The sequence below is a fragment of the Cupriavidus sp. Agwp_2 genome (genome assembly GCF_040784895.1).
Taxonomy (GTDB): domain Bacteria; phylum Pseudomonadota; class Gammaproteobacteria; order Burkholderiales; family Burkholderiaceae; genus Cupriavidus.
The window spans coordinates 385,521-402,648 of sequence record NZ_CP088085.1 but is presented as its reverse complement, the minus strand read 5'-3'; the positions used below and the strand labels follow the sequence as shown (position 1 = coordinate 402,648).

Sequence of the window (17,128 nt, the reverse complement as noted above, 5' to 3'; positions counted from 1 at the left end):
ATGCGTATCAGCTTGCAACTCGTCGTGCAGGACGATGGAGGCGCGCCAGCCACCGTCACCGAGATAGCCCAGTTCGAGAGAGATGGCCTTGATGTGGGCTCGCTGGGGCTGCATCTGGAGGAGGCGAAATCATTGCTGGGCCGGCTGCAGCGCACGATGGTCACGGCACAGGTTGCCGAGGCAGTTGCCCGGACCAGCGTTTGTCCCACGTGCGGGGCGCAGCTGGCTTGCAAGGGCCACCGTCACTTGGTTTTCCGTAGCGCGTTCGGACGGCTGTCGATTGACAGTCCGAGGCTGTACCCCTGCCGGCAGTGCCAAGGCGACGCCCCTAGCTTCAGTCCGGTCGCTAACTGCTTGCCTAAGCGGGTCAGTCCAGAACTGCAGTATCTCGAGGTGAAGTTTGCAGCGTTGATGTCGTATGGTCTGACCGTCAACGTCCTGCAGGAAGTATTGCCGCTCGATCCTGGCAGCCAGCTCGATCCGGCGCCAGGTCACCAAGGTCGGTCGCCGGCTGGAAGCGGAGCAGGCAACCGACGTGCGGCAGCAGGCGGAGGTGGAGGCGAGCGTCCGCTCGCCCGAGATCCCCGAGCCCAGTCCGGTCCGCGCGGTTGGCATTGACGGCGGCTTCCTTCGGCGGGCTGGACACCGGCGCCGCCAGGACGGCTGGTTTGAAGTGATTGTCGGGAAGTCCCTGCGGGATCAGGATGGCGGGCATAGTTTTACCTACGTGCACAAGCTGGAGCGCCGACCGGCTGGCCGATCGTATGTGGAATTTCCTTCTTCGTGAGGGTGTGCAACCCAGTCAGCCGGTCACCTTCCTGTCGGACGGCGGGGATACCGTACGGTTTGCCCAGCTCGGTTTCGGTGACCGCGCTCCTCTCCGGAGAAGGCCATCGCATTGCCGCTTTCTCGTCCAGCAGCGCTTGACGTGATACTTGATCCTCCACATGGCATTGGAAGGCGCGCTTTGACTGCCGAAAATGAGGGCGGCGAGCGCATTGGGTGTAGAGTGGACGCCCGCCCCTATGGAGTTAGTCGTGGACTGTGTCAACTACAAGGGGTACGACATTTATCCCGTCGTTTATCGGTACGAAGCGTCTCGGAAACTTTGTGAGGGCCGTCCGGCCCGGACGTACAGTGCCGCTGTTGTTATTTGTGTCGAAAACTGCACGCCGTGTTCCGAATTGGGACGCGTCTATCCTGTCACCGGCGAGCACTGGGGGTCGCTCGGCGACGCTGAGCGGGCGGCTATGAATGACGGAATTCACATTGTTGACACCCTTCTCGCAGAAGGCAAGGACACGCCGCACTCCGCCAAAAAGTAAGCAAAACTTTTTGTGCGGGAATCACATCGGCCAAGACGACTCGACTGCGCGAGAAGATCGCGCATGCGTCAGCAGATGTATAGCGTTGAGCGGATAAAGGAAGGCTCAAGACGCTGCCAGATGGCCAGGTCTCGATGACCGATCCCGATACACGCTCAATGGCGACAAGTGGCAAGGTTTCCGGAATGGCAGTCCGTTGGCGTGGCTGGAGCCGACATTCGATTGACAGAGTGATCATGCCGACCAACGACACATCCGGTCGACTACTGCCGCTGCGCTCCCTCCAGATTCGCAGGCGCGTGGACAGGATTCACGTGACGCCAGCGTTCCAGGGCGCGGCAATAAGGCCCGATAACGCGCCGTTATCTGCGGAGGATGGTGCAAAGGTAGGCGATCCAAGGGGAGGGGATGGAGGCTGGACTTCGCAGGTGACAGCGACGAATGGAAGTCCCCTAATAGTTTCACGATCTCGAACTTACGCCTGTTGTCTCTAGCCACCCCAGCGGTCAATCGGGCCGTCGCGAAATGAATGGCTAATTCCGAATCCAAATGGACATTCGTCGAAGCCCAGTTCTATCCCTTCGCCGACGTTCGTCGATCACCCTTGAACAACAGATCAACGCTCCGGAACGACCGTTGGCCACGTGCCGACATGGCGCTCGAGGGAACCATGACACTACGGCGCTTATACGCGCTATGGGAAGGGCCACGCGGCCCATGGTGCTGCGATAGGCGGCCGGCTTCCCTTGTTCGCCTTGGGTAGATTGCCTGAGATTTGCTTGGCGATCAGGCTTGCCTTCTCAACCGTCGGATGTCGTGGGGAAACTGGACGAAGGCGAACAGATTTTCATGATCGTTGGGAGGTTATGCCGTCGGGATCGAAGTGCATGAGTTCGTTTCGGATTCTCGGACTCGGTGTAGGTTCACGAATTACCACGCCACGGTCCAACGGCACGCCAATTTTCTCCCAGTTGTCGGGCGATTCATAGAAGCCGGATAGTTTCCCCAAGGGTGAGATCGACCGCTAGGGCGTGAACTTCTTGTCGATGAGCGAGCGGAGGTACGGCGACGACGCCGTCCTCGCAAGGCCGAATGGTTCTGCACGGATATGCCCGGGGCTTTGCTGCGCAGCAATCATGAAGCCATGGAGCAAGAAAGGACAAAGCAACGGAACCCGATCACGCGTGCCAGAATAGGGCCTTTGCATTCGCCCGAATGCGCGCCAACCGAGCTTTTCCGGAGATCAGCGCATGTATCGCGGAGAACGTTTCAATGGCTATAGCCACCTGGCCGGGGCCATCCTCGCCGCCGCCGGCATGGCGGTGCTGGTGACATCCTCGGCGCTGCACCACGACGCGTGGAAAGTGGTCAGCTCCGTGGTCTACGGCACCACACTGGTCCTCCTTTACACGATCTCGACGCTGTACCACAGCCTGCGCGGCCCGGCCAAAGACATCTTCCAGCGGCTGGATCATTGCGCCATCTACCTTCTGATCGCCGGCAGCTACACACCGTTTGCGCTGGTCACGCTGCGCGGTCCCTGGGGCTGGACGCTGTTTGGGATCAACTGGGCGCTGGCCGCCATCGGCATTGCGCAGGAACTCTGGATCGGTCGCCGCACGCGCGTTTTCTCGCTGCTGATCTACGTAGTGATGGGCTGGCTTGTCCTGATTGCCACTGGGCCGCTGACGGCCGCGCTGCCGGTGCCGGGCTTGTGGTGGCTGGTGGCGGGCGGCGCGCTCTACACCGTGGGTATCGGCTTCTTTCTCTTTGACGAGAAGGTGCGGCACTTCCACGGCATCTGGCATCTGTTTGTGCTGGCGGGCAGTGCGTGCCAGTTCGTCAGTATTCTCTGGTACGTGGGATGACCCGTTGCCACTTGCCGGAAACGCATGCGGCGGTGCCGGCGGTGCCACCTTACTGCGGCACCAGTTCGAGCCGCTCACGGCTCTCCTTCTCCACTGCCTTGCGCGTGTAGAGCAGCGGGGAGTACTCGCCCTTTGCACATTACGGCGCCAGGTCACGGTAATGCGAGCTGGCCGAGTTGCCCGACTGCCCCGGCGTGTTGACCACGCGCGACGTATCCCAGTTGCCGACGTCCAGCACCATGCGGAACGAAGCGCCGGCGGTCGGCCGGAAATCGCTGTTGCGATAGCTGGTGTTCATCGGCGTAAACACCGAACCGCCGATCGCCCCCGCATTGAAGTTGGACCGCTGGCGCTCGGCGGCATCTGGGGTTACCCCGTTTTATCGAACAGATTTGCATTGGAATCTTAGTTCGATGGGTTGTCTCCTTGTGATGGGGCAGTGTAGGCCCGGTGTAGCGACGGATGCCTGATCCCGGGCGGTAGCTGTTCAAATTCCTGCGGGGAGCGATATCCGAGCGCACTGTGCAGGCGATGTGGGTTGTACAAGACAACACAACGCCCACATTACCAACTCAAGGGAAGTTCTGTATCGCTGGCACCCCTGGTATGGTCGCAGGGTGTTGATTTTCAACACCGTCACGAAGAACGGGGAGATCGTTCTGCGCTGTGCGCTGAACTCGCTCGAGTCGGCGCGCGTGCTGGAGGTGCCCCAGTGGATGTTCGATCCGATAGTTTGTAGTCACCTCACCTCTGCAGCGTCCCCCGTCGTCAACTGTGAAGCGCTCCGAGAGTTGAAACGCTTGCTGGCCGATAGCTCGCTTGCCGTGCAAGCGGGTATGGTACAAGCGCAGCACCATCCTTTGTCCCATGCAGGAGGTGCTGATGCGACGCGTGACGAGCCCGCTACCGGGCAATCAACTCGACCTGTTCCATCCTTGTCCAAAGACGCCCCAGTGGGCAACCCTGCCGCTGGAGGTACGACAGCAGACAATCCGCTTGCTGGCGCAACTGCTGCGGCAACACCGACGGGGGCTGCTCGCCACCGCGCACGAGCTGGAGGCCGATGATGAGTGACAAGATCAGAGCGCAGCATCTGGCGCGCAAAGCCGTGCTGTACGTCCGTCAGTCGTCGGCGTACCAGGTCAACCACAACCTGGAAAGCCAGAAGCTGCAGTATGCGATGCAGGATCGTCTGCACCAGTTAGGCTGGCATGAGGTCGAGGTTATTGATGAGGATCTCGGTCGCTCTGCGTCTGGAACACAGACGCGTACGGGATTCGAACGCATGGTGGCAGAGGTTTGCCTTGGCCGCGTCGGCGCAGTTGCCGCGCGCGAGGTGTCGCGATTCGCACGCAACAGTCGCGAGTGGCAGCAACTGGTTGAAGTCTGCCGAGTCGTCGACACTGTGCTGGTCGATCAGGAAACTGTTTACGCCCCGCGACAGAGCAACGATCGCTTGCTGCTTGGGCTAAAGGGTAGCCTCAACGAATACGAGTTGGACCTGCTGCGTCAGCGGTCGCTGGAAGCACGGCGGGAGAAGGCCAAGCGAGGTGAGCTCATCGTAGCAGCGCCGGTTGGTTACCGTAAGACCGAAGACCAGCGCTTGGAGAAGGATCCAGACCTCCGTGTGCAGGAGGCCATTCGGTCGGTGTTCCGCCAGTTCGGTGCGATCGGTTCGGTACGCCAGACACTGCTATGGTTCCTTGAGCACGGGCTGCAGCTTCCGGCGTGCACACCGCGCGGAGAAATCCACTGGAAGCGACCCAGCTACGGCACGGTCTACCAGATCCTGACCAATCCGATTTACGGCGGCGCATATGCCTACGGCAAAACGGAATGCACGATTCATTATGAAGACGGAGAACCACGCAAGCGTGATCGCCGCAAGCCGCGAGATCAATGGCTGGCTCTGATTCCCGAAGCTCATGATGGGTATGTTGCCTGGGACGAGTTCGAACGAATCCAGCGCGCGATCAGTGCCAACGTGCGGATGGCCGGACATGCTGGTGCGCCCAAGAACGGGGAGGCCTTGTTGGCAGGGCTGCTGCGGTGCCGTCGCTGCGCGAGCAAGCTCACGCTACACTACACGGGCCAGCAGCATGACGCCTTGCGCTACTCCTGTCATCGCGCCTGGCTGGACAAAGGACAGCCCCGCTGTATCGCATTCGGTGGCACACGCATCGATGCGGCCGTTGCACAGGCGATCCTTCAGGTCGTTCAACCTGCAGCAATCGAGGCAGCTATCGTGGCTCGCGAAGAAGAGACCCGGAAACAAGATGAGGTGCTGGCTGCGCTGCAGCGAGATCTGCAGGCGGCCCGCTATGCCGCGCAGCGGGCGCAGAAGCAGTATGACGCTACCGACCCCGAGAATCGACTGGTCGCCGACGAGTTGGAGCGACGCTGGAATGATGCCCTGTTGAGAGTCAAGGAACTGCAATCGCGCATCGAGCAACAGGTAAGCGCATCCGGCCAGATCCTCCCAGCCAAGCCAGAGGAGTTTGCCGACCTTGCTACAGCGCTGGAGTCCATATGGCCAGACTCCGATGCCCGCCTGAGGAAGCGCATTGTACGAACGTTGATCCACGAAGTGGTCGTCGATGTGGACAATGCAACGAACGAGATCGTGCTTGTGATCCACTGGAAGGGCGGCGTTCATACCGAGGTTCGGGTGCCACGGCGACGCCGCGGACAGAACGCCTCTCATACTTCCCGCGAAGCAGTTGATGCCGTACGCTCACTTGCCAGGATCTGTCCCGATTTGCTGATCGCCAGCATACTCAATCGCAATGACCTGCGAACCGGACGCGGCAATTACTGGACACAGGAACGAGTCACCGCGCTGCGTAGTCACCATCGGATTACCGTCTATTCAAGCGAGCAGCGGACCGCCGAAGGATGGATGAATCTGACCGAGGCTGCGGCCTTCATTGGTATCAGTCCCAAGACGCTCAGGCTTGCGGTCGAACGCGGCGAAGTCGCAGCGGAGCATCCCCTACCCAATGGACCGTGGATCTTCAATCGTCATTCCCTCGGTGCAGATCGCGTTGCCGACCTCGCAACACCACTGTGAGATAGAAGAAGCCCGCTGCGGTCGGAATGTAGGTCGCATCGGCAACCCACAACTGGTTGGGGGCCTCGGCACGGAAGTGCCGCTGCACCAGATCGGCAGCGGGTCTGGCCCACGCTGCGCGGCGCGTCGTGCAGATGAAGTGAGGCCGGCATGCCCCGCGCAGCCCGGCCTCACGCATCAGTCTGGCCACGCGCTTGCGCCCCACCCGGATCCCCTGACGCAGCAGCGCTGCGTGTATGCGGGGCACGCCATAGGTGCCATAGGAGCGGGAGTGAATATCGCGGATCTGCACCAGCAGCAGCTTGTCGCGCACGACACGAGGGCTGGGGCAGCGCCCGTTCCACACATGGAAGCCACTGCGCGAGACCTTAAGCAGCCGAGCCATGGTGGACAACGGATAGCGAGCCTGGTTCGCCTTCATGAATTCGTACCCTTGTCGGGCAGCGAGTCGGTCTCCCGGGCGAACCAGGCCGCGGCTTTTGCCAGTATCTCCCTCTCCATTTTGAGCTGCCGGTTCTCACGGCGTAGCCGCGTGAGTTCCTGGTGCTCGGCACTGGTCAGGCCGTCATGACGTGTGCCTGCGTCACGTTCGGCCTGGGCGACCCAGCCGTAGATGGTCTGAGCCGTGGGCTCGAACTCCTTGGCCAGATCCTCCGGTCGACGACCTGCATGGACCAGGTCAACCATTTGCTGCCGGAAGGCCGCGGCATACGGCATGTGATGTTTAGCCATGGTGAGCACCTCCTTTGGTTCAAGATAGGTGCTGTCCGAAAAAACGGGTCATCTCCAATCCAGGCTGCGCGCTCAGGTGTGAGGGCCCGTTATCGGGGCAGTACAGCCCGCGGGAGGTCTAATTTAAGTCGTGGGCCACCGTCCGTAGCAGCCGGCAACCGCCTTCCGTCAGCCGGAAGGCGGTCGGCCCATACTAGGCCAAGGCGCGGCGATAAGGTTCATAACGTTGTGCTTATCACTCTGTGTGTCAACCCCGACTCACCAAATTCTCCTCCCAGGGTGCGGCGCGTCGCCTCTTCTTTTGCTGTGGCAGACCTGGAACCCGACCCTGGGATACCCGCCGCTCGCCGCAGCGGCCGAGGGCTTACAGCAACTGGGGCAGTATGGTGCAGCTGCAGCCCTCGCCCAGTTTCGGCAATGCCCGCCGCAGGCTGGCTCGGCGCATTCGTGAAGGCGCCCCATCCCGTCGAGAATAGGGACAAGGCAGTCTGTGGTCATCCATTGTGAAGTAAAAGCACCATGGCACAGTTCCTTGCAGGTATTGCGGCAGGCAACGAGCGGCCTTGACCTATTTTCGTTTATAGACGAAAATAGGTTATGTATGAGATTCGACACTACCTGACTCCGGATCAGCGTGACATCTTCGACGAATGGCTACGTGGCTTGAAAGACAGCACCGCCAAGGTCTCCGTCGTTCGCCGCTTGAACCGAGCCGAGCAGGGCAACTTTGGCGATCACAAGTTTTGCCGGGATGGCGTCTGGGAGTTGCGTGTCGACGTGGGTGCTGGCTATCGCGTGTACTACGGCATCGCAAAAGGGCAGATCGTTCTGCTGTTGTGCGGCGGTGATAAGCGCACGCAGAGCGCTGATATTGACCGTGCTTGCGCGTATTGGCAAGACTGGCAACGGAGGGCCAACTAATGAAAGATCGACACCATGATGACGCGATGGCCGAAATGTTCCGCGAGGATCCGGCCTTTGCCCTGGAGACACTCAACGCCATTCTCGAGGATGGTGATCAAGCCGAACTGATGATTACGCTTCGCCAGCTGACCAAGGCGTTCGGCGGTGTCCAGGCCGTAGCTCAGCAGGCTCACTTGAATCCGACCCAACTCTATCGGACGCTGTCCCCGACTGGGAATCCCGTACTGAGCAATCTCTCGGCGATCCTCAAAGCGATGGGAATGCGTTTGGCCGTCCGTCCTATGCACGGCGAGCCGGCTCATTCATAAAGTTCAGTTGCGCTTTGGCAGATGGTCCCAACGGAGGACCGGCCCAGACGCGGTTATTTGAACATAACGCCCGATGAGCGAAATTTTGCGGCCGCGGACTTCGGCCGCTCGCGTCCGCGCTGGGACGCGAGGGCCGCGAGGCGGAATGGTTCAGTCGCGATGCCAGGGACATGGACTCTCAACTTGTACGACTTCATGGGTTGGACGAAATAATCCCTTTGCCGAAGATTTAGCGCGTATGCTGGGGTTGCCAACCGGCAAGCAATGCAGCAGGAGTTTTCATGGCAAAAAGCCAACTACGCGGCAACCGTGAAGCGAAAAAGCCAAAGCAACCCAAGAAGCCCACCGTACCGGCAACCCCGTTCAGCACGGTTCAGTCGCGGGTTCGGAACGACGGTCTTGCCAAGAGGAAGTCGTAAGGCGGGAAAGTGTCCGGCAAGGCGTGATATCACCGCAGGGCGGTACCTCTTCATTCAACGAATGCCGACCGATAAGGGAGGCGCACCATGATCCATCCTGACACAGGCCCTACTTTCCGAGGCCTGCCACTTACCGTCGAGCAAGACTCGGAGGTTCGCCACTATCAGAACAGAAAAACGAGGCTTGGCAAGCCATGGGATACCCCGGAACTGCGCGGGATGCTCGAAGACATGTTGCTGCCGCCGAAGACCGAGGATGGTGGCCGGGAAGATGTTCTTCTGGGGCCGTCGGCTGCCGCGGAACGCGCGGCATCGTTCGTCGATGAGGCCATGGAACCGATTGCGGCATACGAGGATTGGAACGCCGCCATGGAAATCGAGGGGATGAAAGGCGAAGCGTGCTAATGCCGGTTACCAGGTGGAGATGGCGCTTGTCGTTGCGAGCGGCAGGCCAATCCCGGCGGCCGGGTCGGCCATTGGCTGGATTTCGATAAAGGGCCGCTTCGACTCGACCTTGCCGAATATGGCGGCAAACGGAATGTCGGCCGCATCCCGGCCGGTGCCGATGCGCAGCAGGCCGGTCGGAATGGAAACTCCTGAGGGATCGAGCAGGTACCAGCCGCCCGACAGGTACACCTCGACCACCGCATGAAAGTCTGGCGCACCCAAGGCGGGATCCGCTCCGTAATCCACGCTGCTGGACATACGGGCGGGAATGCTCAAAGCGCGGCAGATCGCGATCATCAGGTGGGCAAAATCCCGGCATACGCCGGTGCGCTCGACAATCGTATCGATTGCCGAAGTGCGCTCACTGGTTGATCGCGAAAGAAAGCGCACATGGTTGCGTACCCACTCTCGAATCGCATACACGCGCGAATAGCCGGGGCGCATGCCGCCAAACTCGCGCATGGCGAACTCCATCATGCGGTCGGATTCGCAATACCGGCTCGGCGCCAGGTACGAAAGTACATCGAAGGGAAGTTCGGCGACGGGTACCTCCGTTAGTGACATGCCATCGTCCAGACGATGATCGATGTCCACTACAGCTTCATAGCGGATGGCCAGGGGTCCTTTGTTCGCACGTATCCTGAGCAGGCGGTTGCGTAGTGGATCCGTGTAGCGAGCGGGGTGAATCGGTGGCGTGAGCGCCAGACGCTCGGAGACAACAGACTGTCTTGCGGTCTTCGCAGCCTCGACAATCAACAGAAAGTCTCCTGTGGGATCCAAGATCTCATAGGACAGGTTCACCGAGTACCGAAGGCGGTTCATTGCTGACCTTGTGTCGACGTGGAGGCGGAGACGGTGTCGGCCGCGGGAACGGCTCTGGCCATCCAATTCAGTGTAGCGCCAGAAGCGGGCGACCGGTCTGCGCTAGCAGGGCTCCGCAGGTGCGCGGCGTAGCGCTTGCCTAGCCAATTTGTAAGGGGGGGTAGGACGGTGGGCGTCGCCCTCCTATACTGGTAGTTGCAGCGTTTCGGAAGCCAGGTGCTTCTGGTTCGCCTATCACTCGTTTCCGGGCCTTCCCCCTCGATGACGTCTTAGGACTGGTGACTCCTGAAGTCACTCATGGGGATTCCTGGAAAATTCATGCAAGTTGCCACGCGGCGACCGCCGTTCGCCCAGTCCCCCAGTAGTCAAATAAGCCAGTCTTTCGCCAGGATCGATGCAATCGATGTCTGGCGAGGGAGACTCTTCTCCGCAAGACCGATCGCAAAGTTGGTTTCCACCTTCGTTGCTGCTCTTCCGCGTTTCAGGCTGGCGAAGCCGTGCTCTTATCGTGATGAAGATGCCGTAACGATCCTCAGCAATGCGATATGGGTGGAAATGATTACCCGTTGGCAATGGAAGATCGGTGCCCACAACGGTGACAGTGTTTCAACACTGCCGTCACTATGCCAGCCTGGCAAGCAATGAAGGAAGATATCGTGCCGAGAGAATCTGCAAAGACCATATACCGGGCCGTACATGTCACGTGCCTTCTACGCGACCGCCAGGTCGGCAGGCCGCCGAAGGGAAGCACCCAGCGATTCGGAGTCATGCGATTGGCAGCGCCCAGATGGCGTCAGGCAATCACGCTGCTGATTGACTGGGATCGTGCTGTCAACGAAGGCTGGCCAGACCTGCGGTCACCGTCCTGCACCCGAACCAGGGCCATCAGGAGCATCAGTCGCAGTCATCAAGCAAGCATCCGCCGGCTCGCCGGAAATGGACACTGAGATTGCGTGAGGTACCTTCATGCGTACGCTGCTGTATTTCAATCTGAGAGACAAGGCCACCGCGCAACTGGCACAAGCGCGATTGGGCGCTTTGGCCGGTACCCCGACACTCGTCGCAGGGCCGTGGTTTGTCCAGCGCGACAATCAGCCCGTCGATGGATTGCCGACGATCGACGTCGGTCAGACTACCTACCGCGAAGAGGCGGCGATCACAGGAATTTTCGTCGGCGCGATCGTCGGCGCGCTTGTCATCTTCAGATACGGCGTTTCCGCTGGCGCCGGTGCCACTGCCGTTGCATATGTTGGTGCTGTCATGCTTGGCGCGATGATCGGATGGTGGATCTGCGGACTGGTCGGCAGCAAGATCGGTCGCCTTGCACTGTGGCGACAGAATGCGCAACTCGCACCAGGCCAATTGCTGATGATCGTCAGTTGCGATTCGCGATCAAAGGAAGCCCTGAAGCAGCTCATCAACGAACTGGGCGGCGTCGGGGTCGACGAGCACAGTGACCTAATGCCGAATTTCAGATGGCTATGACCGCCGCTTCGGATCGGCCGTGTCGATGTGCACCTGCTGCTCTGGACTCACATCAACTTCGATTCCTACTGGGTCGAGCACTACGTTGAAAACGTTGAAAAACTCACTCTTGGAAGGTTGACGATGGCTATGGATCGCGTGACGGAGTATCGTGGGTTCGATGTCCATGTCGATCTCAATATGGCATCCAGGGACATGTTCGACGTCTGGTTCCAGGTTGAGGGGCCCATGAGTCCGTCAGGCGTCGCAGCGATTGGTAAGCGAATCAAAGTCTTTGGGGGGCCGTACTCCAGACGTTGGGCTTACCTCGTGGCGGAGCTGGCAGGGCGGGCCGCAGTGGACGTTATTCTTGGACCGGATGAATGAACGGAAGCCGAGAGCGGAGGTCAGATATGCCAAACCGCGTCACGATCGATGCATGCGATGTGCCGATTCAAGCTTAGCAACACTTCTCCACCCCAATCATTCCGGCTTTGAGCAGTAGTACGCGATTCGATCGTTTGTTATCGCAGCGGGGGCGTCCTGATCCATCCACCCTTGAGGGGACTTGCAATGGATTGGATTATTCACTTTGAAACGAGAATTCCATGATCATTTTTGTGCTCACCCTCCTTGTAGTGTTGATTGCGCTGTATGCTTACATCATTACAGTGGGGATCCGACAAAGGCCGGCGCCATACAAGACGAAGTACTCCCTTCGGTACTGGTGGAAGCGCCTAGCCTACGTCACCGAGTAATTGAACACGAAGCGCACGGGTTTTAGAAGTCATGCGGTTATACACATCCCTGCCAGCCAAAATCGACCGGGGCGCCCGGGAAACGTGTTTACTTTCAATGACTTGAAGCAGCATTTGTAGACTCCCGGAGTCTCGCGTCTACTCTCGCATTTTGGGTGACGCTTTGACGACTGAATCGACACACTGGGCAGCGACTGAATTCGCGACGCTCAAGGTGTCTCCAGATTCCAGTTGATTCAGTGGTACAGCATCGGATAAACGGCGAGGCCGATCAGCGCCGCGCCGGTGATGATGACTGGCGCAGGCAATTTCTTGAATTCAGCAGTAGCGCGATCGTGCCCAGCGCCAGCAAGATGGTTGGAACGTCGACAATGGAGCGCTTGGCCAGCACGAAGACCGCACCGGTGATGGCGCCAATCGCAGCTGCCGTGACGCCATCTACAAAGGCCAGAATGCCTGGCAGCTTTCCGTGCTTCTTGAAGTAAGGGGCTCGCAGCACCGTGAACAGATAGCATGGCAGGCACGTTGCCAGTGCCGCCACGCACGCGCCGGGCAATCTGGAGACCGCGCCAAAGCGGGGGCTAACGACCTTGCCGTTTCTGAGAGGCCAATGAGCCACCTACAATGCGCGAATGGCTTCCGATCCTGGGCCGGCGATCTCCGTCCTTCAACTCCGAATTGCTCTGCGCGGCTTGAGCCCGCCGGTCTGGCGGCGTGTGCTTATTCCTGAGAGCATCACGCTGGCTCGGCTCCACGGAGTCATCCAGGCAGCCATGGGCTGGACGGACGATCACCTGCACCAGTTCATCATTCGTGGCCGGCGATATGGCGAAAGCCGCGAAGGTGCTCTGCAATTTTCCACGGCGGCAACCGCGCTACAGCTGAGCGCATTCGCTCTGCGCGAGCACGAGGCCTTTTTCTACGTGTACGACTTCAATGCCTGGTGGCGGCACGATATCCGCGTCGAGCGGCGCGTGCCGGCGCAGCACATCGAACTGCTGCCACGTTGCGTGGCGGGGTCTGGGGCTTGTCCGCCGGAGGATATCGGCGGGGTGGAACCCAGAAGAGCGAGCGCACGGCCGAAGAGTTGCGCGGCGAACTGGCGGCGTCACGCAGCGAGGCGCGTGACGCCGCCGTGGCGCAGGCGGAGGGCCGCGCGAAGCTCGAAGCCCTGGCTGCGCCTGCTCGGCGCTGGCCGATCGGCTCGCCAGCGCCGAGCAGGCGCAGCGCAAAGTGGCGGGCGACCTGGACGCCGTGCAGACAGAGTTGGCCGCGGCCCAGCGCCGGGCCGAGCGCGCCGAAGCGGAAGCGGTGTTGGTGCGCCAGCTGCTAGCAGCGTTGCGGCTGGCGCCGCCTGAGCGAGACGGGGGTGCGCGGCGGTGCAAGGCAGGGAGCCGGGCGCCGAGCGACAAGCCAGTCGAACAACTGGACGACAATCAGGGGGGCGACGGCCTCCCTCACTCCGGAAGATGGCAGCGATAGCAGTGAAAGAAGCGACGGCAGCAATGACGGCAAAGACTGGGCGGCGGCGATCCGCTGGATCCAGGATCAGCTGGCCAGCTAGAGGGGCGGCCGGGCCTCAGGCTGGGTCGAGCGTCAGCCCGGGTGGCAGTGCGCCTCCGGAAACCCGCCAACTCGCGTTGGCTGCGCTGTAGGCCGGGTCGCCGGTGTCTTGCAGGAAGCTGGTCAGGCTCTGGCTGTACGTCTTCCCAACGCGCGCAGCCGCCAGCGCGCCGGCGTTGAGCGTCACGGACAGCTCCTCGGCAGGCGGAGCGGAGTAGTTCGTCAGGGGCACGACCAGGTGGAAGGCGGTGCCGGCGAACGCTGGCGCGGCAGCCACCAGGGCCGCCACGGAAAGGGAGAGCAGGGATTTGTACAGCATATGTCACATCCTCGGGTACATGTATAGCTTCGTGATGCGACGCATAAGACTTGCATACAAACTATTACTTTCCATAGGTTGTAAGCATAAAGCGCTGTAACCTTTGAAAACGCATAGGTTAATTGTGTTCGCCACTTGACCGTGAGACGCGATGCGTATAACCTATTGGAATCCATAGGTTAAGCTGATATCTGCGGATAACCATTGAAAGTGCATAGTTTATGGACACCAACTCCACTCCTTCCGAGCTGGAAGCAGCGCTCGGCGAGCAGATCCGCGCGGAGCGGCTGCGCAAGAACTTGACCATGGCCGACCTGGCCTTGAAGGCCGGCGTGTCCGATCAGACGCTGCGGGCGCTCGAGACGGGAAAGGGCGGGCGTGTGGAGTCGCTCATCCGCGTGGTGGTGGCGCTGGGCCGCACCGCCTGGCTCGAGAGCTTCCGGCCGGCGGTCAAGATCAGCCCCCTGCAGATCGCGCAGGGCAAGCCGAAACGTCAACGCGGCAGCCGCAGCATGATCGCGGTAGTCGCAAAGAAGAAGGGTTGAGGGATGGCCACGTTCAAACCGGTTGAGGCGGTCAACGTCGAGGTCTGGGGAAAGAAGGTCGGTGCGGTCGCGCGGGACCCGGACACGGGCTTCTATGCGTTCGAATACGAGCCGCGGTTCGCCAACTCGGGCGTCGAGCTCGCGCCGCTGCAGATGCCGCTTGCCGAAGCCAGTGAGCCCTTCATCTTCCCGAGCCTCTCTGTCGAGACCTACCAGCGGCTGCCGGCCATGATCGCCGACGCCCTGCCCGACAAGTTCGGCAACGCGCTGATCAACGCCTGGATGGCCGACCGAGGTATGACCGCCGACAGCATCACGGCGCTGGACCGGCTCGCCTACATGGGCCAGCGCACGATGGGCGCCCTGGTGTTCAAGCCCAACCGCGGCCCGGTGAAGATGGAATCCACAGCGCTGGAGCTGTCGAACCTGGTGCAGCAGGCGCGCAGCGTGATCCAGGGCGACTTCAAGAACAGCGACCACGCCGGGGAAGTGCTGCGCCAGATCATCCAGGTGGGCACCTCCGCCGGCGGCGCGCGGGCGAAGGCGACCATCGCCTGGAACCCGGCCACGCAGGAAGTGAAGACCGGGCAGTTCGAGATCCCGGCCGAGTTTGACGCCTGGCTGTTGAAGTTCGACGGCATCGGCTCCGACGAGCAGCTCGGGGAAGGTCGCAACTACGGCCGCATCGAGTACGCCTACTCGCTCATGGCCAAGGAGGCCGGCATCACCATGTCGGATTGCCGACTGCTGGAGGAAGAGGGTCGGGCGCACTTCATGACGAAGCGCTTCGACCGCGACGGCAACGAGCGGCACCACATGCAAACGCTCTGCGCGATGGCGCACCTGGACTTCAACCAGATCGGGGTGCACAGCTACAACCAGCTGTTCCAGACCATCCAGGCCCTAGGCCTTGGTCGGGCCGAGTTGGAGCAGACGCTGCGGCGCATGATCTTCAACGTGCTGGCGGCCAACCACGACGACCACACGAAGAACTTTTCCTTTCTGCTCAAGCAGGGCGGGCCGTGGGAGCTGGCGCCGGCGTACGACGTGACGTTCGCCTTCAACCCGAGCAACAAATGGCTCAAGGCCCATCTGATGTCGGTGAATGGCAAGTTCGACGGCATCACCGAGCAGGATTTCCGCGAGGTCGCAGACCGCTACGAACTGCTGGGCGTGTGCAAGGACATTGTGGCGGACGTGCGCGCCGCTGTGGCAAAGTGGCCGGCGTTTGCGGCCGAGGCCGGCGTGCCGGCGGGGATCACCCAAGAGATCCGCCTGGCACTGGACAATTTCTGAGACAAAAACACCCGGGTCGAGGCCGGGAGCGAGGTAGAAAGAGGGAATATGGCAACACTCATCGAATGTCTGAAGACGCTGCCAGCGGACATGGAGCTGCGCGATCTGTCCGCGACGAGCAAACCGGTCGCCACCGTCGCCCAGCACTTCGCGCGGCTCAAGCGCGATGAAGACGGCTACGAGGTCCGCGACGAAAAACGCTACTAGGGGTCATCGTACTTTCCGTGAAAAATATGGCGGTAGCAGACCGCAGACCCGCCCGTAGTAAGGCTTCTCAGTGGAGCGAATCACACGCCGTCAGGGTATTCCTAACCTATTCATAGATAAGTCATTTCCAGTGCAAAGCGCCAGAAATTGCACGGAAAGTACGATGACCCCTACATCAGCACCGTCATTTGCCGCTCCAGCCACCCGCTTGTTGCGTCGGGTCAGTTGGAGCTGCCTCAGTTGCTTGGGCAAGAGTTGGCGATCGTGCACATTCCCAGTCCCATGCGACGCAGGCTGGCTATGTCCCTGGGATATGCACATGCGGAGCAGTTGCCGGTGGCGTTCGAATGCGAAAGCGTTGCCGCGCTGTGCGAGTTCGTGCTGCACTCCGACGGCGTGATGTTGGCTCCGCCGGAACTGTTTCAGCGCGAACTGGACGCGGGACTGTTGGTGCAGTTGCAGGTAGCGCAATGGTCGGATCCTCGCGACAACCCCTTGCGAGTGGACCTAGGTCTGGTCTGGCTGTCTGAACGCACACCGTCTTCGGCGACGCGGATACTCATGGAGCTGATTCGGGCCGAAGCTCGGCTGCGCCTGGTGGCCGGCGAGTCCTTGCCCACACAGCCAAACCAATGCTCCTAGACGGCCACTGCGTAGGAAGCCCAAGGGGAAGAGCTGGGCAACGAGCAGGGGCGGCGGCGCTGCCTGGCCATCAGGACGAAGGCAACGACAGCAGCGATGACAGCAAAAACTGAGCGGGCGGACGCGATCCGCTGGATCCAGGCGCAGATGGACGACTACGGGCTCACCCTCGAAGAGCTCGACGCGGCGGGGTGCTTCGCGCCACCGCCGCCTCCACCGGCCGCACCGCCGGCGCCGGTGGTCTGCTACCGCAATGCGGAAGGGCTGACCTGGGACGGGCAGGGCGAGATGCCGTCGTGGCTCAAGCGGGCCGTCAATGCGGGGCAGAGCGTCGAGTTTTTCCGGGTGGGATAGGCCCGCCGATGCATTCGGCCCTCAGACCAACGGCGATCTAACGAGGGCTCACCGACACAACCAAC

The 17,128-nt window shown here is 60.9% G+C and carries 19 protein-coding genes and 4 pseudogenes; 17 read left to right on the top strand and 6 right to left on the bottom strand.

Annotated features, from left to right (window positions below):
• The 3 genes and pseudogenes from LPA45_RS34280 to LPA45_RS32110 all read left to right on the top strand — a co-directional run.
• Positions 1 to 524, top strand: a pseudogene (locus LPA45_RS34280) (ISKra4 family transposase); the annotation flags it as partial.
• A 74-nt stretch (positions 525 to 598) separates the two neighbouring features.
• Positions 599 to 869, top strand: a pseudogene (locus tag LPA45_RS34275) (ISKra4 family transposase); the annotation flags it as partial.
• A gap of 1,706 nt (positions 870 to 2,575) precedes the next feature.
• Entirely contained in the window at positions 2,576 to 3,193 is a 618-nt protein-coding gene (locus LPA45_RS32110; protein ID WP_116323795.1) for a hemolysin III family protein, read from the top strand.
• A gap of 49 nt (positions 3,194 to 3,242) precedes the next feature.
• Here the strand turns inward: LPA45_RS32110 and LPA45_RS32105 are convergent.
• Positions 3,243 to 3,551, bottom strand: a pseudogene (locus LPA45_RS32105) (penicillin acylase family protein); the annotation flags it as partial.
• Between the two features lie 524 nt (positions 3,552 to 4,075).
• On the opposite strand from LPA45_RS32105, the gene LPA45_RS32100 reads away from it, so the two are divergent.
• Together LPA45_RS32100 and LPA45_RS32095 are read left to right on the top strand one after the other, a co-directional pair.
• Entirely contained in the window at positions 4,076 to 4,267 is a 192-nt protein-coding gene (locus LPA45_RS32100; protein ID WP_147316340.1) for a hypothetical protein, read from the top strand.
• A complete protein-coding gene (locus tag LPA45_RS32095; RefSeq protein ID WP_116323797.1) occupies positions 4,257 to 6,263 on the top strand; it encodes a recombinase family protein in 2,007 nt (668 codons plus the stop codon). Before LPA45_RS32100 ends, LPA45_RS32095 begins: the two co-directional genes overlap by 11 nt.
• Here the strand turns inward: LPA45_RS32095 and LPA45_RS32090 are convergent.
• Positions 6,208 to 6,684: an IS3 family transposase gene (locus LPA45_RS32090; RefSeq protein WP_271816223.1), complete on the bottom strand. Its 477-nt coding sequence runs from the start codon at positions 6,682 to 6,684 to the stop codon at positions 6,208 to 6,210. The two genes, LPA45_RS32095 and LPA45_RS32090, sit on opposite strands and share 56 nt — an antisense overlap.
• Positions 6,681 to 6,995: a transposase gene (locus LPA45_RS32085; RefSeq protein WP_116324095.1), complete on the bottom strand. Its 315-nt coding sequence runs from the start codon at positions 6,993 to 6,995 to the stop codon at positions 6,681 to 6,683. The genes LPA45_RS32090 and LPA45_RS32085 overlap by 4 nt, the downstream gene beginning before the upstream one ends.
• Before the next feature lie 597 nt (positions 6,996 to 7,592).
• Between LPA45_RS32085 and LPA45_RS32080 the strand changes: the two genes are divergently transcribed.
• The 3 genes from LPA45_RS32080 (at position 7,593) to LPA45_RS32070 (ending at position 9,051) form a co-directional block, all read left to right on the top strand.
• Complete coding sequence (locus LPA45_RS32080) at positions 7,593 to 7,916, top strand: type II toxin-antitoxin system RelE/ParE family toxin (protein ID WP_116323300.1); 324 nt, start codon at positions 7,593 to 7,595, stop codon at positions 7,914 to 7,916.
• Positions 7,916 to 8,227, top strand: a complete 312-nt coding sequence (locus LPA45_RS32075) for a DNA-binding protein (protein ID WP_116323301.1) — start codon at positions 7,916 to 7,918, stop codon at positions 8,225 to 8,227. The genes LPA45_RS32080 and LPA45_RS32075 overlap by 1 nt, the downstream gene beginning before the upstream one ends.
• A gap of 506 nt (positions 8,228 to 8,733) precedes the next feature.
• Positions 8,734 to 9,051: a hypothetical protein gene (locus LPA45_RS32070; RefSeq protein ID WP_317923826.1), complete on the top strand. Its 318-nt coding sequence runs from the start codon at positions 8,734 to 8,736 to the stop codon at positions 9,049 to 9,051.
• A gap of 6 nt (positions 9,052 to 9,057) precedes the next feature.
• On the opposite strand, the gene LPA45_RS32065 is transcribed toward LPA45_RS32070, so the two are convergent.
• Positions 9,058 to 9,915, bottom strand: coding sequence for a transglutaminase family protein (locus LPA45_RS32065; RefSeq protein WP_317923824.1), 858 nt, complete (start codon positions 9,913 to 9,915; stop codon positions 9,058 to 9,060).
• A 318-nt stretch (positions 9,916 to 10,233) separates the two neighbouring features.
• Here LPA45_RS32065 and LPA45_RS32060 point away from each other — a divergent pair, with 318 nt between their 5' ends.
• The 3 genes from LPA45_RS32060 (at position 10,234) to LPA45_RS32050 (ending at position 11,766) form a co-directional block, all read left to right on the top strand.
• A complete protein-coding gene (locus tag LPA45_RS32060; RefSeq protein WP_317923822.1) occupies positions 10,234 to 10,560 on the top strand; it encodes a hypothetical protein in 327 nt (108 codons plus the stop codon).
• A gap of 321 nt (positions 10,561 to 10,881) precedes the next feature.
• The gene (locus LPA45_RS32055; protein WP_317923821.1) at positions 10,882 to 11,400 is read left to right on the top strand and encodes a hypothetical protein; all 519 of its coding nucleotides are present in this window, start codon (positions 10,882 to 10,884) and stop codon (positions 11,398 to 11,400) included.
• A gap of 27 nt (positions 11,401 to 11,427) precedes the next feature.
• The gene (locus LPA45_RS32050) at positions 11,428 to 11,766 is read left to right on the top strand and encodes a hypothetical protein (protein ID WP_376790709.1); all 339 of its coding nucleotides are present in this window, start codon (positions 11,428 to 11,430) and stop codon (positions 11,764 to 11,766) included.
• A gap of 607 nt (positions 11,767 to 12,373) precedes the next feature.
• On the opposite strand, the pseudogene LPA45_RS32045 reads toward LPA45_RS32050, so the two are convergent.
• Positions 12,374 to 12,702 (bottom strand): annotated as a pseudogene (locus LPA45_RS32045) (chromate transporter); the annotation flags it as partial.
• Between the two features lie 67 nt (positions 12,703 to 12,769).
• Here LPA45_RS32045 and LPA45_RS34270 point away from each other — a divergent pair.
• Positions 12,770 to 13,495 (top strand): plasmid pRiA4b ORF-3 family protein, encoded by a 726-nt coding sequence (locus LPA45_RS34270; protein ID WP_376790708.1) that lies wholly within the window; start codon positions 12,770 to 12,772, stop codon positions 13,493 to 13,495.
• Positions 13,496 to 13,716: 221 nt separating this feature from the next.
• Here the strand turns inward: LPA45_RS34270 and LPA45_RS32030 are convergent, their stop codons facing one another.
• On the bottom strand, positions 13,717 to 14,019 hold the full coding sequence (locus LPA45_RS32030) for a hypothetical protein (RefSeq protein ID WP_317925520.1): 303 nt from the start codon (positions 14,017 to 14,019) through the stop codon (positions 13,717 to 13,719).
• Positions 14,020 to 14,240: 221 nt separating this feature from the next.
• Between LPA45_RS32030 and LPA45_RS32025 the strand changes: the two genes are divergently transcribed.
• The 5 genes from LPA45_RS32025 to LPA45_RS32005 all read left to right on the top strand — a co-directional run bounded on the left by LPA45_RS32025 (position 14,241) and on the right by LPA45_RS32005 (position 17,063).
• The gene (locus tag LPA45_RS32025; RefSeq protein ID WP_317925518.1) at positions 14,241 to 14,564 is read left to right on the top strand and encodes a helix-turn-helix transcriptional regulator; all 324 of its coding nucleotides are present in this window, start codon (positions 14,241 to 14,243) and stop codon (positions 14,562 to 14,564) included.
• A gap of 3 nt (positions 14,565 to 14,567) precedes the next feature.
• Positions 14,568 to 15,860: a type II toxin-antitoxin system HipA family toxin gene (locus tag LPA45_RS32020; protein ID WP_317925517.1), complete on the top strand. Its 1,293-nt coding sequence runs from the start codon at positions 14,568 to 14,570 to the stop codon at positions 15,858 to 15,860.
• 48 nt (positions 15,861 to 15,908) lie between these two features.
• Positions 15,909 to 16,067 carry a hypothetical protein gene (locus tag LPA45_RS32015; protein WP_317925515.1) on the top strand — a complete coding sequence of 53 codons (159 nt, stop codon included), beginning with the start codon at positions 15,909 to 15,911 and terminating at the stop codon, positions 16,065 to 16,067.
• Positions 16,068 to 16,214: 147 nt separating this feature from the next.
• Entirely contained in the window at positions 16,215 to 16,709 is a 495-nt protein-coding gene (locus LPA45_RS32010) for a substrate-binding domain-containing protein (protein ID WP_317925514.1), read from the top strand.
• 96 nt (positions 16,710 to 16,805) lie between these two features.
• Positions 16,806 to 17,063 carry an H-NS family nucleoid-associated regulatory protein gene (locus LPA45_RS32005; RefSeq protein WP_317925512.1) on the top strand — a complete coding sequence of 86 codons (258 nt, stop codon included), beginning with the start codon at positions 16,806 to 16,808 and terminating at the stop codon, positions 17,061 to 17,063.
• Positions 17,064 to 17,128 lie beyond the last annotated feature (65 nt).

Coding starts and splice junctions, on each gene's coding strand:
- LPA45_RS32080 (WP_116323300.1), top strand. CDS start 7,593: ATGTATGAGATTCGACACTACCTGACTCCGGATCAGCGTGACATCTTC.
- LPA45_RS34270 (WP_376790708.1), top strand. CDS start 12,770: ATGGCTTCCGATCCTGGGCCGGCGATCTCCGTCCTTCAACTCCGAATT.
- LPA45_RS32070 (WP_317923826.1), top strand. CDS start 8,734: ATGATCCATCCTGACACAGGCCCTACTTTCCGAGGCCTGCCACTTACC.
- LPA45_RS32020 (WP_317925517.1), top strand. CDS start 14,568: ATGGCCACGTTCAAACCGGTTGAGGCGGTCAACGTCGAGGTCTGGGGA.
- LPA45_RS32030 (WP_317925520.1), bottom strand. CDS start 14,019: ATGCTGTACAAATCCCTGCTCTCCCTTTCCGTGGCGGCCCTGGTGGCT.
- LPA45_RS32055 (WP_317923821.1), top strand. CDS start 10,882: ATGCGTACGCTGCTGTATTTCAATCTGAGAGACAAGGCCACCGCGCAA.
- LPA45_RS32085 (WP_116324095.1), bottom strand. CDS start 6,995: ATGGCTAAACATCACATGCCGTATGCCGCGGCCTTCCGGCAGCAAATG.
- LPA45_RS32015 (WP_317925515.1), top strand. CDS start 15,909: ATGGCAACACTCATCGAATGTCTGAAGACGCTGCCAGCGGACATGGAG.
- LPA45_RS32060 (WP_317923822.1), top strand. CDS start 10,234: ATGCAAGTTGCCACGCGGCGACCGCCGTTCGCCCAGTCCCCCAGTAGT.
- LPA45_RS32090 (WP_271816223.1), bottom strand. CDS start 6,684: ATGAAGGCGAACCAGGCTCGCTATCCGTTGTCCACCATGGCTCGGCTG.
- LPA45_RS32100 (WP_147316340.1), top strand. CDS start 4,076: ATGCGACGCGTGACGAGCCCGCTACCGGGCAATCAACTCGACCTGTTC.
- LPA45_RS32110 (WP_116323795.1), top strand. CDS start 2,576: ATGTATCGCGGAGAACGTTTCAATGGCTATAGCCACCTGGCCGGGGCC.
- LPA45_RS32095 (WP_116323797.1), top strand. CDS start 4,257: ATGATGAGTGACAAGATCAGAGCGCAGCATCTGGCGCGCAAAGCCGTG.
- LPA45_RS32025 (WP_317925518.1), top strand. CDS start 14,241: ATGGACACCAACTCCACTCCTTCCGAGCTGGAAGCAGCGCTCGGCGAG.
- LPA45_RS32075 (WP_116323301.1), top strand. CDS start 7,916: ATGAAAGATCGACACCATGATGACGCGATGGCCGAAATGTTCCGCGAG.
- LPA45_RS32005 (WP_317925512.1), top strand. CDS start 16,806: ATGACAGCAAAAACTGAGCGGGCGGACGCGATCCGCTGGATCCAGGCG.
- LPA45_RS32065 (WP_317923824.1), bottom strand. CDS start 9,915: ATGAACCGCCTTCGGTACTCGGTGAACCTGTCCTATGAGATCTTGGAT.